Here is a 12,742-nt window from a genome sequence, read left to right as displayed (position 1 = left end):
GGGCCCGGCCACCCGGGCGTGTGCGCGTGTGCCGAGGGGGCGCGGTTCAGGGTTCCCGCGTCTCCTTCGTCGCCGGGTGGTCCTCCTCCAGCCAGTGGCGGTGCCACCGCCTGGCCCAGCCCAGGGACACGTAACCCGTGCGCATGCCGAGCCGGGCCTCGGGGTCCTGGAACGCCTTGCGCATGTGCCCGATCACCACCAGGGCGATCGCCCAGGCCAGGACGTCGTGCACGAAGATGGCGCTGGTGCGGGAGATCGCCGGCAGCAGCCCGGTGAACCACATCAGCAGCCCGGTGGCCGTCATGACCAGCACGGCCCCGGCGAGCCAGCCCGCGTAGAGCTTCTGGCCCGCGTTGAACTTGCCGGCCGGCCGCAGGTCCGGCGCGGTCAGGCGCTTGCGCGCCGCCCGCAGCCAGCGCTTGTCGTACGTGGCGAAACGGTTCAGCCTGCGCAGGTCGGCACGGAAGGCCGGGGAGACGAGCCCGAACAGGAGGGGTAGCGGCAGCAGGATCCCCGACCACTCGTGGACCGTCGCGACCAGATGGCGCCGCCCGACGAGCTGGGCCAGCGGCCCGAGGTAGAGGCAGGCCGCGGTCGTCAGGCACAACAGCATCAGCAGACCGGTGCCGCGGTGCACCCAGCGCTCGGCCCGGGTGAACCGCAGCACGCGCGCGGAGCGCTCAGGCGGCCTGCGCGTCGCCACGCCGGTCGGCCCCGTCGAGCCAGCCGTCGACGTCATAGCCGTACTCCTCCCAGTAGCCGGGGATGACCTCGTCGGTCACGGTGATTCCGGACAGCCACTTGGCCGACTTGTAGAAGTACATCGGCGCGGCGTAGAGCCGGACGGGGCCGCCGTGCTCGTGACTGACGGGCTTGTCCTGCATCTTCAGGGCGACGAGCATGTCGGGGCGGCGGGCCTGGTCGAGGGTCAGGCTCTCGGTGTAGACGCCGTCGAAGCAGGTGAAGTGGATCGCCTTGCCCTCGGGGCGCACGCCGGCGGCGTCGAGCAGGTCGGACAGCGGGACGCCCTCGAAGGGGGTGTCCGCCACCCGCCAGCCGTCGGTGCACTGGACGTCGCGCACGATCCGCTTCTGCGGGAGCGCGCCGAGCTCGTCGAGCGTGTACGTCCGCGGGCGGTCGACGAGGCCGTTCACCTTCAGGCGGTAGGTCCGCGCGTCCTTGCGGGGCACCGAGCCGACGACGCTGTAGTAGCGGAAGCCGCCCGGGTTGGGCAGGACCCCGGTGAGCCCGGTGGGGTCGGCCTGCGAGGCGGCGCCGAGGAAGTTCTCCCAGCCGCGCTGCAGCCAGGGGGCCGCCGCGACGCCGGCGACCCCGGCGCCGAGCATGCCGAGCATGGCGCGGCGCGCCACGGGGGCGCCGCGCTCCGGCCGGCTCTGCCGGCTCTGCTGGTCGGTCACGGTCACCACGCCCCCTTCCGCGAGACGAACCCGGCCGCCCTGCGGTGGCCCGTTTCCGGCATCGCCTCCGGCACCTCGGACCCGCCGGCCTCCAACGGGAGGAAGCGGGCGCCGCCGTCCTCGGTCAGGCGCGCGGCCGGCACGCCTGCGGCCGTCCCCGCGCCCACCACGAGGTGGTCGTACTCCACAGCCTGGCTCACGCGGCCTCTCCTGTTCCGGCGACGCGATGCCGTCGAGTCACCCATTGAAGTGGTGATGACCTTCGCACGGCCAAAAGTCACCTGTCAAGGCGGTGATGGATTCCAAAGGGTGGACTCTGACTCCGCGGGGAGGTGGCCAATGTCCGGTTTGGGGTTGATATGCCCGCGCACTTACTTGCATGATGCAGCGCTTTCCTGATCTACTCCTTGACGCAGCAAGCGCTATTGGCCGGGGCCTGCGACTCTCGTGTGCACGCCCGTCCGGACAAGAAGAAGGATCTTCGTGAGCTTCCACCGTCGGGGCGGTGACGCACAGGGACGTCGTGCGACTGCGATGCGCCGGCCGAATTCATCCGCCGATGCGGGTTGTGTCCTCCTTTCTCTTCCGGTTCCCCTTTACGGGAACGGGAGTTGTGGCGGACGCCGGGAATTCGGCTGATGGACCCCCGCACTTGTCCCGCCCGCCGTTCGCCGGGTCGCACGTCGGGGCCGGTCAGCGCCGGTGCCGGCCGTCCGGCCCGCAATTCCACGGAGGACCGGGCGGGTTGGCTCGATAGTGACGGTGTCTCATTTCCTGGGGAAGTGGCGTGAGTAGACTCCGCGAGCCTTCCACGGGACGGCGACACGTCATATCGAAGTGTGGCCGGGGGAATTGGCCCCATTCGTTCAAGATTTGGGATCGTTCATGACTTCAGAAACATCCACCCGTCGGCATGCCAGGCGGCGCAGGCCCGGCCTGCTGGCCGCGGCCGGCGCGCTGGTGGTCGCGGGCTCGGTGGCCGTGCCGCTGACGGCACAGGCCACCGGCGCCGCGCCGGCGGACACCGCGCGGCAGCGCGACTTCGCCGCGGCGGCCGAGGAGTACCACGTGCCGGAGCAGTTGCTGCTGGCCGTGGCCTACCAGGAGTCGGCGTGGGACGGGCACGCCGGGGTGCACAGCACCACCGGCGGATACGGCCCGATGCACCTGACCGACGTCACGGAGGAGATGGTGGCCGGCGGCGACGCCGGAGCGGTCGGCCGCAGTGACATCGCGTCGTTCGTCGCCGACCCGGCGCTGCACACCCTGCAGGCCGCGGCGAAGCTGACCGGTCTGTCCGCGCGGGAACTGCGCGAGGACGAGACTGCCAACATCCGCGGTGGCGCGGCGCTCCTCGCGTCGTACCAGAAGGCCACCGGCGGTTCGGCCTCCGCGGAGGCCGGTGACTGGTACGGGGCGGTCGCCCGGTACAGCCAGTCCACGCAAGCGCAGGGTGCCAAGGCGTTCGCGAACCGCGTCTTCGCCACCCTGGCCAAGGGCGCCGGCCGCACCACGACGGACGGGCAGCGGGTCAGCCTCGCCGCCATGCCGCAGGTCAAGCCGGCGACGGGCCAGCTGGCGAAGCTGGGCCTGAAGGCCGCGGCCACCACGGACCCCGAGTGCCCCGCCACCGTGGACTGCACCTTCGTGCCGGCGGCGTCCAGCAACGGCCAGGTCTCCAACCGGCCCGCCAATGGGATCCGGATCGACACCATCGTCATCCACGACATCGAGGGCTCGTACGAGTCCGCCATCGCCACCTTCCAGACCCCGGGCAGTTCGGCCGCCTCGCACTACGTGATGCGGTCCTCGGACGGCGCGGTGACGCAGATGATGCCCACGAAGGACATCGCCTTCCACGCGGGCAACTACTCCACCAACATGCACTCCATCGGCATCGAGCACGAGGGCTTCGCCGCGCACGGCGCCGACTGGTACACCGAGGCGCAGTACGAGGCCACCGCCGAGCTGGTGAAGTACCTGGCCGAGCGCTTCGACATCCCCCTGGACCGGCAGCACATCGTTGGTCATGACAACGTTGTCGGCCCTTCATCGTCGAGCGTCTCCGGCATGCACTGGGACCCGGGCAAGTCCTGGAACTGGGAGCACTTCATGGACCTCCTGGGCGCGCCCGTCGAGGGCAAGCGCGGGGTCGGTGACATCGGTTCGGTGGTGACCATCGCCCCCGGGTTCGAGGACAACCGGCAGACCGTCCAGGTCTGCCCGTCCGACGACCCGACCGGTGCCACCCCCGAGTGCACCGAGGTGACGGAACCGTCGAACTCGCTGTTCGTGCGCACCGCGCCGAGCGACACCGCGCCGCTCTTCGGTGACCAGGCGATCCACTCCGGTGGCGACGGCACCGACCGGATCAACGACTGGGGCAGCACCGTGCAGGCCGGCCAGCAGTTCGTGGTCGCCGGCAAGGAGGGCCCCTGGACCGCGATCTGGTTCAGCGGCGCGAAGGTGTGGTTCCACAACCCGCAGGGCGCCAACACCGTCGTGGCGCGCGGTGGTTACACACTGATCAAGGCCGGTGTGACGCCCGCCACGCCGCCCGCCAAGGTGTACGGCCTCAGCTACCCCGACGTCTCCGAGTACCCGCCGGGCTACGGCGCCTCGACGATGGCCCCGCTGAGCATGTACTCCGTCCCGTCCGGCCAGGCGTACGTCGCCACCGCGGCGCCGGCCCTGACCGACGACTTCTTCAAGGCCGACGGCAAGGTCGTCTTCGGCGCCAAGAAGATGTACACGATCCAGTACAACCACCGCACCGCGCTGGTGTACGCGAACGACGTCATCGCCACGCAGCGTCCCGCGCACGACGGTCGCTGACGCCCGTACGACGCACTGAGGGTGGGGCCCGTGAGCCACGGCTTCCGGGCCCCACCCGCGTCCGGCCCCCGTCCTTTCCCGCCCTTCGCCCGCGCCGGTCCCGCGCGGGCGGGCACCCCGGTGAGCGGGGCTCACCGACTGCACGACCTCTGGAGCCACAGGTGCGCAAAGCACTCCTGCCCGCAGCACTCGCCGCCGCCCTCGGCGTGTCCGCCGTCTCCTGCGCGGACGTGCCGGGCCACGGCGGCGCGCCCCGCCCCGGTGGTACGACCGCCGAGTCGGCCGCGCAGGACCTGCGGGTGGGGTCCGTTTGCTCCTCGCACTTCGCCTTCGCCACCGATGTCTCCTGCGGGCTGGTGGAGCTCGGCGACGTCCGCTTCCACTGCACGGATGAGGATGAGGGTGAGGATGAGCAGGGCTACACCTGTCCCAGGACCCGTTCCGTGACGTTCGAGAACATCGGCAGGACCCCGGTGCGGCTGGTGGCGGTCAGCGGCTCGGCGCCGGGGGAGCGGCACGAGACCGTGTCGCCCGCGCTGCCGACCGGTGGGCGGGCGACCGTGGCGCCGCGGGCCGGTGACAGGTTCCTCTACGACGTCCTCCTGCGCGCGGGCACCGGCTCGGCGGCCGTCGGGGTCGTCGCGGTCTCCTGAGGACGGCGGGAGGGGCCCGCGGGAAGCAGGAGATGGCGGTGTGGTTAACATATGAGCACCGCCTAGCTCGAAAGATAAGCCTGTGACTGTCAACGAGGACTCGTTCACCGACTGGAAGCACCGCGAGGAGATCGCGGAATCGATGATTCCGATCATCGGGAAGCTGCACAGGGAGCGAGACGTGACCGTCCTGCTGCACAGCCGCTCCTTGGTGAACAAGTCGGTGATCAGCATCCTCAAGGCCCACCGCTTCGTCCGGCAGATCACCGGGGAGGAGCTCTCCGTCACCGAGACGCTGCCGTTCCTGCGGGCCCTCACCACGCTCGACCTCGGTCCGTCCCAGATCGACCTCGGCATGCTCGCCGCGAGCCACCGCGCCGACGACCGCGGGCTGTCGGTGGCGGAGTTCACCGCCGCGGCCGTCGCCGGCGCCACCGGTGCGAACAAGATCGAGCGCCGTGAGCCGCGGGACGTCGTCCTCTACGGCTTCGGCCGCATCGGCCGGCTCCTCGCCCGGCTGCTGATCGAGAAGACCGGTTCCGGCAACGGCCTGCGGCTGCGCGCCATCGTCGTCCGCAAGGGAGCCGGCCGGGCCGCCGAAGACCTCGTCAAGCGCGCCTCGCTGCTGCGCCGCGACTCCATCCACGGCCAGTTCCAGGGCACGATCACCGTCGACGAGGCGAACAGCACGATCGTTGCCAACGGCAACGCGATCAAGGTGATCTACTGCGACGACCCGACGTCGCTCGACTACACGGCGTACGGCATCAAGGACGCCATCCTCATCGACAACACCGGCAAGTGGCGGGATCGCGAGGGCCTGTCGCAGCACCTGCGTCCCGGTGTGGACAAGGTCGTCCTGACCGCCCCGGGCAAGGGCGACGTCCCCAACGTCGTCCACGGCGTCAACCACGACATGATCAAGCCGGACGAGCGGATCCTGTCCTGCGCCTCCTGCACCACCAACGCGATCGTGCCGCCGCTGAAGGCGATGGCGGATGAGTACGGAGTCCTGCGCGGGCACGTCGAGACGGTCCACTCGTTCACCAACGACCAGAATCTGCTGGACAATTACCACAGTTCGGACCGCCGCGGCCGGTCGGCGCCGCTCAACATGGTCATCACCGAGACCGGCGCCGCCTCGGCCGTCGCCAAGGCGCTGCCCGACCTCAAGGCGAGGATCACCGGCAGCTCCATCCGCGTGCCGGTGCCGGACGTCTCGATCGCGATCCTCAGTCTGCAGCTCGCCCGGGAGACCACCCGCGAGGAGGTCCTGGACCACCTGCGCGAGGTGTCGCTGACCTCCCCGCTCAAGCGCCAGATCGACTTCATCAGCGCCCCCGACGCCGTCTCCAGCGACTTCATCGGCTCGCGGCACGCCTCGATCGTCGACGCCGGCGCCACCAAGGTCGACGGCGACAACGCCATCCTCTACCTCTGGTACGACAACGAGTTCGGCTACTCCTGCCAGGTCATCCGGGTCGTCCAGCATGTCTCCGAGGTCGAGTACCCGACCTATCCGGCCCCGCGGGCCTGAGGGCCCGGCGCGTCGGCGCGGCCGGTGCGGGGGTCTCCGTCGGCCGGCCGGCCCGGGCGACCGCAAATCGTTTGCACGCACCGTCGGGCGGCCCGCAGCATGGGGCGCATGAGAGCGATGCCGACGACGGCGGGCGGTACCGGGTGACCGTGCACGAGGAAGAGCGCCTGGTCCTGCACGGGCCGGGGGGACTGCCGCAACTGTCGTACGTCGAGGGGGTCCGGGACGGCCGCCCCTGGGCCGACCTCGCGGAAGCGGTGGGGCCGGACCCGGTGCCGGCCGTGCTCGCGGGCATGCCGGGGTGGGCCGTGTCGGGCTCCGTCGAGCTCGGGCAGCAGCTCGTACGGCACGGCGCCCGGGTGCTGCGGCACGCGCACGGCATGGAGCGCGACCTCGTCGCCGATCCCCCGCCGCGCGAGTGGGCCGCGGTGCCCCTGCCGGACGGGCTGCGTGCCGCGCCCTGCGACCGCGAGGCCCGGGAGCTGCTCCCCGCATGGCGGGCCGCCTTCGCACCCGGTCATCCCGACCACCACCAGGGCAGTGACGAGGAGGCCCTGGACGTACAGCTGGCCCCGGTGCTGTCGGGCGCCGTGCTCGGACCGGTACTGCCGTGCAGCACCCTGGCGGTCGACGGGACCGGCCATGTCGTCGCCGGGGTCGTCGTGACGGACCGCGACGGCCTCCCGTGGGTCGCGACGGTCTTCCGGCAGCCGGATTCCCGTTACGCCGGTCTCGGTTCCCGGCTGCTGCGCCGGGTGCTGGCGGACGCGGCGGCGGGCGGTCTTCCACGGATCGGCCTGGCGGTGAGCGACGCCAATCCCGCGCGCGGGCTGTACGAGCGGCTGGGGTTCGCCGTCACCGGCACCTCGCTCACCGTTCTCGTCCCCTGAGGGGAGCGGATGCCCTCGGGGCCGGTCTCAACCGCCGCTGGTGAAGCGGGCGTTCAGCAGGGCGAGCCTGCGCTCGTGCGCCTGCTCCGGCAGGCGGCCGCTGCGCATGAGGGTGACCAGGCCGTGCAGGCCGGCCCAGTAGGTCTCCGTCAGGAGGTCGGGCGCGCCGTCGGCGCCCGCGACCGGCTCGACGGCACGCAGCAGTTCGCCGAACGCGTCGCGCAGGGCCGCAGGTGCCTCGGGCGTGGCGAACGGCAGGCCGACGTGGTGGGTGAACATCGCGTCGTAGAGGGCCGGCCGCCGCCGCGCGAACGCCGTGTACGCCACGCCCACCGCGGCGAGGGTCTCCCGCGGGCCTTCCACCGCGGTACGCGCGTCCCGCAGTTCGGTGGCGAGTTCCGCGAACCCCTGCACCGCGACGGCGGCCATGATGGCGTCCTTGCCCTTGAAGTGGCTGTACAGGACGGGCTGGCTGTACTCGATCCCGGCGGCCAGCCGCCGTGTGGTGACCGCGTCCCAGCCCTCGGCCTCCGCCAGTTCCCGTGCGGCGGTGATGATCAGCTGCTCGCGCTCGGCTCGCTCGCGCTCCCGGCGCGTCCGGATCGTCATGGAAGAAATTCTAGCACCGCTAGACCTCCTGTCGATGCTCTGCTAGCTTCGCTCCTGTCCCTAGCGCTGCTAGCAAGGAGATGTGGACGTGACCGTCACCGCGTACACCCTGGCCGTCGTGCTCGACCTCCTGGTGCTCTTCATCGGAGCCCGGTTCCTCCTCCAGCCCCGCCCCGCGGCCGCCGGGTACGGCGTGCCCGCCGAGGGGGACGGGGCCGGCGCCTACCTCGCCGTCAAGGGCCTGCGGGACGCCACCTTCGGCGTGATGGGCCTGGCCCTGCTCGCCTTCGCCGGTGCCCGTGCCGAGGCCTGGTTCATGCTGATCGTGGCGCTCGCCCCGCTCGGCGACACCCTGATAGTCCTGCGGCACGGCGGCACCAAGGCGGTCGCGTTCGGCATCCACTTCGCCACCGCGGTCGTCGTCCTCGTCTGCGCCGCGCTGCTCTTCGCCGTGTGACCCGGCGGCTCCCGCAGCCCCGTCACGACCCCGCAAGGCCCGCAAGACCCCGCAGGACCCTGATCGTCCGGACAAGGAGCCCGCAATGTCATTGATCGTGCCCGACTTCGACGCATCCGTGATCGTGCGTTCCACCGAGGCCGAGGTGATCGGCCGCGCTCCCACCACCGTCCGGCTGCTGGCCGACAGCAGCGCGACGGGCGGCGCGCTCTCCACCCAGCGCGTGACCCTGACCGGCGGCGCCGACGGCGCGCGGCCGCACCGGCACGACAGGTCGGCCGAGATGTTCTACATGCTCGACGGCGAGGCCCGGTTCCTGTCCGGGGACGAGGTCGTCACCGCCGGAGCGGGCGACCTGGTCGTCGTCCCGCCCGGCCGCCCCCACGCCTTCGGTGCGGCGCCCGGCTGCGACGCCGACATGCTCATCGTCATCACCCCGGGCGTCGAACGCTTCGCGTACTTCCGTCACTTGCAGCGGATAGCCCTGGGCGAGGTCGCCCCGGAGAGCCTGCTGGAGGTGCAGGAGCGGTACGACACCTACTTCCTGCACAACGCGGCCTGGGATCGGCGGGGTTGAGCGGGGCCGCGGCGGCCGACGCAGGCACCCGACCCGCCTCCGGCGGGCCGGGTTCGGGCCGGGATCATGCCCGGGTGCGCCAGATCGGCGAGCCGACCGACGTGTTCACCCCGGCATGGCCGGAGCGGGGGCGATGCTCACCGCCGGCCCCGCGCCCGTCCGGGTGCTGCCCGTCGATCCCGGTGAAGGGGGCCGGCGCCTGCTGCAGTCGCAGGTGGCCGCCCGGTCGGCACCGGGTGCCCTGGTACCGGACACCGGCGGGTTGCTCCCGGAGGACGGATGGGGGCGGGTGTCCGGCGGGGTGTTCGCACCGAACGGTCACGATGCCGCGGCCGTGGGACGCCCGCGCGATCCGGGCCGGATGACCTGCCTCGCGCCCGACACCCTCGAGTGGGAGGCGAGGGAGACGGGTCGCTCCGCGTGGGTCGCCTGGCCCCTCTCGGGGCAGTCGGCGACGTCCTGCGACGGGCTCCGCCGGCCGGGCCGGCGCGAGGAGACCGCGACCCTCGCCCTCTCGCAGGGGGTCGCCGTACACCCGTTCCTGCGGTCGGAGGAGTCGCGCGCCGACCTCGCCGGGACGCCCCGGCAGGCGGCTGCGATGCGTCAAGTGCTGGGAGCGGCGCCCGACTTCGCGCGGCGGGCGGGCCCCGCCGCCCCACGGCTCCTCGGCGAGGTGCGAGTCCCCGGCGGTTGCGGCCGCAGGTCATCGCGGGTGCGCGGGTGAAGTACCTTAAGGGGGGTCTGGTTTGGCTCGCGGGATCGAGGTCGTACGACGTGCTGGTGGCGGATCGGTATCGCTTGGACGCGCCCATCGGCCGCGGCGGCATGGGCGAGGTGTGGCGGGCGACCGACGAGGTGCTGGGGCGTCCCGTCGCGGTCAAGCTCCTGCTGGGCGACGGTGCCGACCCCTCGGCGGCCGCGCGGTTCCGGCTGGAGGCGCAGACGGCGGCGCGTCTGAGTCACCCCCACGTCGTGGCGGTCTTCGACTTCGGGGCCTGGGACGGGCGGTTCTTCCTCGTCATGGAACTGGTCGACGGCGACAGCCTGGCCCAGTTGCTGGAGGCCGGCCACCTGCTGGGCGCCGAACACGTCGCGGTCGTCGCCGCGCAGGCCGCCGCGGGTCTGGCGGCCGCCCACCAGCAGGGCATCGTCCACCGCGACATCAAGCCCGGCAACCTGATGCTCGACGCCGCGGGGTCGCTCAAGATCGGCGACTTCGGGATCGCCCGGTTCGTCGACGATCCGGCCGCCGGGCTGACGATGACCGGGCAGATCGTCGGCACCAGCCTCTACCTCGCCCCCGAACGGGCCCTGGGGCGGACCGCGGGGCCGGCCTCCGACGTCTACGCCCTCGGGTGCGTCCTCTACCAGTTGCTGACGGGACGTGCGCCGTTCCAGGGAGACAGCGCGACGGCCCTGCTCTACCAGCACATCGACAGCGCGCCGGTACCGCCCTCGCAGCTGGGCGTCGACCTGCCCTCCGCCTTCGAGGGCTATCTGCTGGGGCTCCTGGCCAAGCAGCCGGAGGACCGGCCCACGGCCCAGGACGTGGCCGACTGGTTCCGCACCGACGCGTGGCGCGCGCCGGCGGTCTCCCCGGCCGCCACCGTGCCGCCGCACGGTGTCCCGAACGGCGGGGGGAACGAGGCCGGTACGGCGGCGCTCGTGCGTCCGCCGGCGACGCGGTCCGCGCGCGCCGCCCGGCCGGCGTCGTCCCGGCGGCGGGCGGCGCCGGCACAGCGCCGCAGCCCTGGCGAGTTCATCCGCTACCGGCCCCGCGTGGCGAGCGCCATCGCCGGGGTGGTGGCCTTCGTGGCGGCCGTGATCCTCGGCATGGTGTGGTTCTCACCGGAGAGCAGCTCCGCGAACACCCCCACCGACGGTGCGAGCACGACGCCGAGCCAGGAGGCCGGGTCCTCGCCCCGTCCGTGACGCCGTCCGCCGACCTGGTCGATCGAACAGGGCGACGAACGGGGCGACGACGACTCGCAGGACGAGGACTGAGCCGGGGACCGGTCAGCCCACGTCCCCCGCGCCCGGTGCGACGGCACCCACGGCGACCAGCCCGATGATCAGCACACCGAGCAGGACGCGGTAGACCACGAACGGCGTGAAGCTGTGCGTGGAGACGTACTTGAGGAACCAGGCGATGGCCGCGTAGCCGACGACGAAGGCGATCCCGGTGGCCAGCAGCGTCGGCCCCCAGGCGGGAGCGGCCCCGTCACCGATCTCGAACAGCTCCAGAGTGCCGGACGCGAGCACCGCGGGGATGGCCAGCAGGAAGGAGTAGCGGGCGGCCGCCTCTCGGCTGTAGCCGAGGAAGAGCCCCGCGCTGATCGTGCCGCCGGAGCGGGACACACCGGGGATGAGGGCGAGCGACTGGGCGAAGCCGTAGCCGAGGGCGTGCGGGAGCGTCAGCTCGCTGATGGGCTTGGCGCTGCGGATCGCGCGGGTGCGGTCGGCCACGGCGAGGACCAGCCCGAAGAGGATCAGTACGGTGCCGGTGATCCGCAGGTCGCGCAGCGACGTCTCGATGCTGTGCTGGAAGACGGCGCCGAGGACCGCGATGGGGATCGTCCCGATGATGACGAACCAGCCCATGCGGGCGTCGGGGTCCTTGCGCCGGTCGGGGACGAAGAGGGAGGTCGTCCAGGCCTTGACGATCGAGACGATGTCGCGCCGGAAGTAGATCAGCACGGCCGTCTCGGTGCCCAGCTGAGTCACGGCCGTGAAGGCCGACCCCGGGTCCTTCCAGCCGGCCAGGGCGGAGAACACGCGCAGGTGTGCGCTGGAGGAGACGGGCAGGAACTCGGTGAGCCCCTGCAGCAGGCCGAGGACGACGGCTTCGAACCAGGACATCGGGGGGTGACTCCACGGATGGTCGGGGCGGCACGGCCCGGCGGCGGCGCCGCTCGGGGGAGGTGCGCGACATGAGGTCGTACGGCTGGGCGGTGGCGGTGGCGGTGGCGGTGTCGGTGGTGGTGGCCGGAGGGGCGGGCGGGGTGCCGCCCGCGGTGGAGCGGGCCGTGCGGCCGGCCGCGGCACGGCCCACCGGAACGGCGTGAGGGCGTGCGGGTCAGGACCCGTCGGCGTCCGCGCTGCCGCGCTCCAGACGGACCCGCCCGTACAGGGCGCCGCCGGGCATGACCGGGCCGCCGCCCTCCAGCACCGCGTCCGGTGAGGGCCCGCCCACGCCGGGCGATCCGAGTAGCCGTTTGAACACCATTGCGGCGTTCACTCCTTCACCTGTGGTTCCGTCGGCCCCCTGCGGGCCACCCGCAGAACTATCGCGTCAGGTAAAGAAGTTCCCAAGACACCCGCATGGCCGAGCGGTCTGCGGCCGGTCTCGGGGGCCGGCCGGGGCGGTGGCGCAAGGGCCGTCGCCATTGACGGCCGCCTTTGCGCTTCCTTTACCATGGGGGAACCTGCCGTACCGAGCACGAAGAAGGAGCCGCGGTTCCCGCGATGGACCATCCCCCGAGTACCGACCGTGTCATCCCCCGAGAGGCCCGCCGAGGCGTGGGAACGGGGGTGACACGGTGACCGAAGTCCTGCTCCTCCTGCTGGCCCTGCTGCTGACCCTGGCCTGCGCGGTGTTCGTCGCGGCGGAGTTCTCCCTCACGACGGTGGAGCGCGGCGAGCTGGAACGTTCCGCCGCGGCCGGTGAGCGTGGCGCGGACGGCGCCCTCAAGGCCGTGCGGCGGCTGACGCTGCAGCTGTCCGGCGCACAGCTGGGCATCACGGTGACCTCGCTGGTCATCGGCAT

At 72.2% G+C, this 12,742-nt stretch carries 15 protein-coding genes and 1 pseudogene; 10 read left to right on the top strand and 6 right to left on the bottom strand.

The annotated features are described in order from the left end of the window. Positions 1-46 precede the first annotated feature (46 nt). The 3 genes from ACFW3D_RS41040 to ACFW3D_RS41030 all read right to left on the bottom strand — a co-directional run bounded on the left by ACFW3D_RS41040 (position 47) and on the right by ACFW3D_RS41030 (position 1,618). Positions 47-739: a cytochrome b/b6 domain-containing protein gene (locus ACFW3D_RS41040; protein ID WP_500513509.1), complete on the bottom strand. Its 693-nt coding sequence runs from the start codon at positions 737-739 to the stop codon at positions 47-49. Further along, positions 681-1,355, bottom strand: a complete 675-nt coding sequence (locus ACFW3D_RS41035) for a molybdopterin-dependent oxidoreductase (RefSeq protein ID WP_500513511.1) — start codon at positions 1,353-1,355, stop codon at positions 681-683. The genes ACFW3D_RS41040 and ACFW3D_RS41035 overlap by 59 nt, the downstream gene beginning before the upstream one ends. 65 nt (positions 1,356-1,420) lie before the next feature. Further along, on the bottom strand, positions 1,421-1,618 hold the full coding sequence (locus ACFW3D_RS41030; protein WP_500513508.1) for a hypothetical protein: 198 nt from the start codon (positions 1,616-1,618) through the stop codon (positions 1,421-1,423). Positions 1,619-2,303: 685 nt separating this feature from the next. Between ACFW3D_RS41030 and ACFW3D_RS41025 the strand changes: the two genes are divergently transcribed. The 4 genes from ACFW3D_RS41025 (at position 2,304) to ACFW3D_RS41010 (ending at position 7,333) form a co-directional block, all read left to right on the top strand. After that, positions 2,304-4,253: an N-acetylmuramoyl-L-alanine amidase gene (locus ACFW3D_RS41025; RefSeq protein WP_500513507.1), complete on the top strand. Its 1,950-nt coding sequence runs from the start codon at positions 2,304-2,306 to the stop codon at positions 4,251-4,253. A 161-nt stretch (positions 4,254-4,414) separates the two neighbouring features. Next, positions 4,415-4,906 (top strand): hypothetical protein, encoded by a 492-nt coding sequence (locus ACFW3D_RS41020; RefSeq protein WP_500513506.1) that lies wholly within the window; start codon positions 4,415-4,417, stop codon positions 4,904-4,906. Between the two features lie 82 nt (positions 4,907-4,988). Next, the gene (locus ACFW3D_RS41015) at positions 4,989-6,443 is read left to right on the top strand and encodes a glyceraldehyde-3-phosphate dehydrogenase (protein ID WP_500513505.1); all 1,455 of its coding nucleotides are present in this window, start codon (positions 4,989-4,991) and stop codon (positions 6,441-6,443) included. Positions 6,444-6,592: 149 nt separating this feature from the next. Next, entirely contained in the window at positions 6,593-7,333 is a 741-nt protein-coding gene (locus ACFW3D_RS41010; protein ID WP_500513504.1) for a GNAT family N-acetyltransferase, read from the top strand. A 27-nt stretch (positions 7,334-7,360) separates the two neighbouring features. Here the strand turns inward: ACFW3D_RS41010 and ACFW3D_RS41005 are convergent, their stop codons facing one another. Further along, positions 7,361-7,942, bottom strand: a complete 582-nt coding sequence (locus tag ACFW3D_RS41005; RefSeq protein ID WP_500513503.1) for a TetR/AcrR family transcriptional regulator — start codon at positions 7,940-7,942, stop codon at positions 7,361-7,363. Between the two features lie 88 nt (positions 7,943-8,030). Between ACFW3D_RS41005 and ACFW3D_RS41000 the strand changes: the two genes are divergently transcribed. The 4 genes from ACFW3D_RS41000 to ACFW3D_RS40985 all read left to right on the top strand — a co-directional run bounded on the left by ACFW3D_RS41000 (position 8,031) and on the right by ACFW3D_RS40985 (position 10,908). Next, entirely contained in the window at positions 8,031-8,399 is a 369-nt protein-coding gene (locus ACFW3D_RS41000) for a DUF4267 domain-containing protein (RefSeq protein ID WP_500513502.1), read from the top strand. 85 nt (positions 8,400-8,484) lie between these two features. Further along, complete coding sequence (locus ACFW3D_RS40995) at positions 8,485-8,976, top strand: cupin domain-containing protein (protein WP_500513501.1); 492 nt, start codon at positions 8,485-8,487, stop codon at positions 8,974-8,976. Positions 8,977-9,091: 115 nt separating this feature from the next. Next, on the top strand, positions 9,092-9,700 hold the full coding sequence (locus ACFW3D_RS40990; protein ID WP_500513500.1) for a DUF2625 family protein: 609 nt from the start codon (positions 9,092-9,094) through the stop codon (positions 9,698-9,700). 101 nt (positions 9,701-9,801) lie between these two features. Beyond that, the gene (locus ACFW3D_RS40985) at positions 9,802-10,908 is read left to right on the top strand and encodes a serine/threonine-protein kinase (RefSeq protein ID WP_500513510.1); all 1,107 of its coding nucleotides are present in this window, start codon (positions 9,802-9,804) and stop codon (positions 10,906-10,908) included. 84 nt (positions 10,909-10,992) lie between these two features. On the opposite strand, the gene ACFW3D_RS40980 is transcribed toward ACFW3D_RS40985, so the two are convergent. Further along, positions 10,993-11,835, bottom strand: coding sequence for an undecaprenyl-diphosphate phosphatase (locus tag ACFW3D_RS40980; RefSeq protein ID WP_500513499.1), 843 nt, complete (start codon positions 11,833-11,835; stop codon positions 10,993-10,995). Between the two features lie 71 nt (positions 11,836-11,906). On the opposite strand from ACFW3D_RS40980, the gene ACFW3D_RS40975 reads away from it, so the two are divergent. Next, positions 11,907-12,041, top strand: coding sequence for a hypothetical protein (locus tag ACFW3D_RS40975; RefSeq protein WP_500513498.1), 135 nt, complete (start codon positions 11,907-11,909; stop codon positions 12,039-12,041). 20 nt (positions 12,042-12,061) lie between these two features. On the opposite strand, the pseudogene ACFW3D_RS40970 reads toward ACFW3D_RS40975, so the two are convergent. Beyond that, positions 12,062-12,202 (bottom strand): annotated as a pseudogene (locus ACFW3D_RS40970) (sporulation protein); the annotation flags it as partial. Between the two features lie 313 nt (positions 12,203-12,515). Between ACFW3D_RS40970 and ACFW3D_RS40965 the strand changes: the two are divergent. Then, the coding region (locus ACFW3D_RS40965; RefSeq protein WP_500513497.1) for a CNNM domain-containing protein at positions 12,516-12,742 on the top strand (227 nt) is incomplete at its 3' end.

The organism is Streptomyces sp. NPDC058864, from assembly GCF_042742985.1.
GTDB lineage: Bacteria > Actinomycetota > Actinomycetes > Streptomycetales > Streptomycetaceae > Actinacidiphila.
This window is presented reverse-complemented; position numbering and strand designations above follow the sequence as displayed.

What these genes read in the sequence shown, in the direction of transcription:
- ACFW3D_RS41040 (WP_500513509.1), bottom strand. Translation starts at nt 739, where the DNA reads ATGACGTCGACGGCTGGCTCGACGGGGCCGACCGGCGTGGCGACGCGC.
- ACFW3D_RS41035 (WP_500513511.1), bottom strand. Translation starts at nt 1,355, where the DNA reads ATGCTCGGCATGCTCGGCGCCGGGGTCGCCGGCGTCGCGGCGGCCCCC.
- ACFW3D_RS41025 (WP_500513507.1), top strand. Translation starts at nt 2,304, where the DNA reads ATGACTTCAGAAACATCCACCCGTCGGCATGCCAGGCGGCGCAGGCCC.
- ACFW3D_RS41005 (WP_500513503.1), bottom strand. Translation starts at nt 7,942, where the DNA reads ATGACGATCCGGACGCGCCGGGAGCGCGAGCGAGCCGAGCGCGAGCAG.
- ACFW3D_RS40995 (WP_500513501.1), top strand. Translation starts at nt 8,485, where the DNA reads ATGTCATTGATCGTGCCCGACTTCGACGCATCCGTGATCGTGCGTTCC.
- ACFW3D_RS40990 (WP_500513500.1), top strand. Translation starts at nt 9,092, where the DNA reads ATGGCCGGAGCGGGGGCGATGCTCACCGCCGGCCCCGCGCCCGTCCGG.
- ACFW3D_RS40985 (WP_500513510.1), top strand. Translation starts at nt 9,802, where the DNA reads ATGGGCGAGGTGTGGCGGGCGACCGACGAGGTGCTGGGGCGTCCCGTC.
- ACFW3D_RS40980 (WP_500513499.1), bottom strand. Translation starts at nt 11,835, where the DNA reads ATGTCCTGGTTCGAAGCCGTCGTCCTCGGCCTGCTGCAGGGGCTCACC.
- ACFW3D_RS40975 (WP_500513498.1), top strand. Translation starts at nt 11,907, where the DNA reads ATGAGGTCGTACGGCTGGGCGGTGGCGGTGGCGGTGGCGGTGTCGGTG.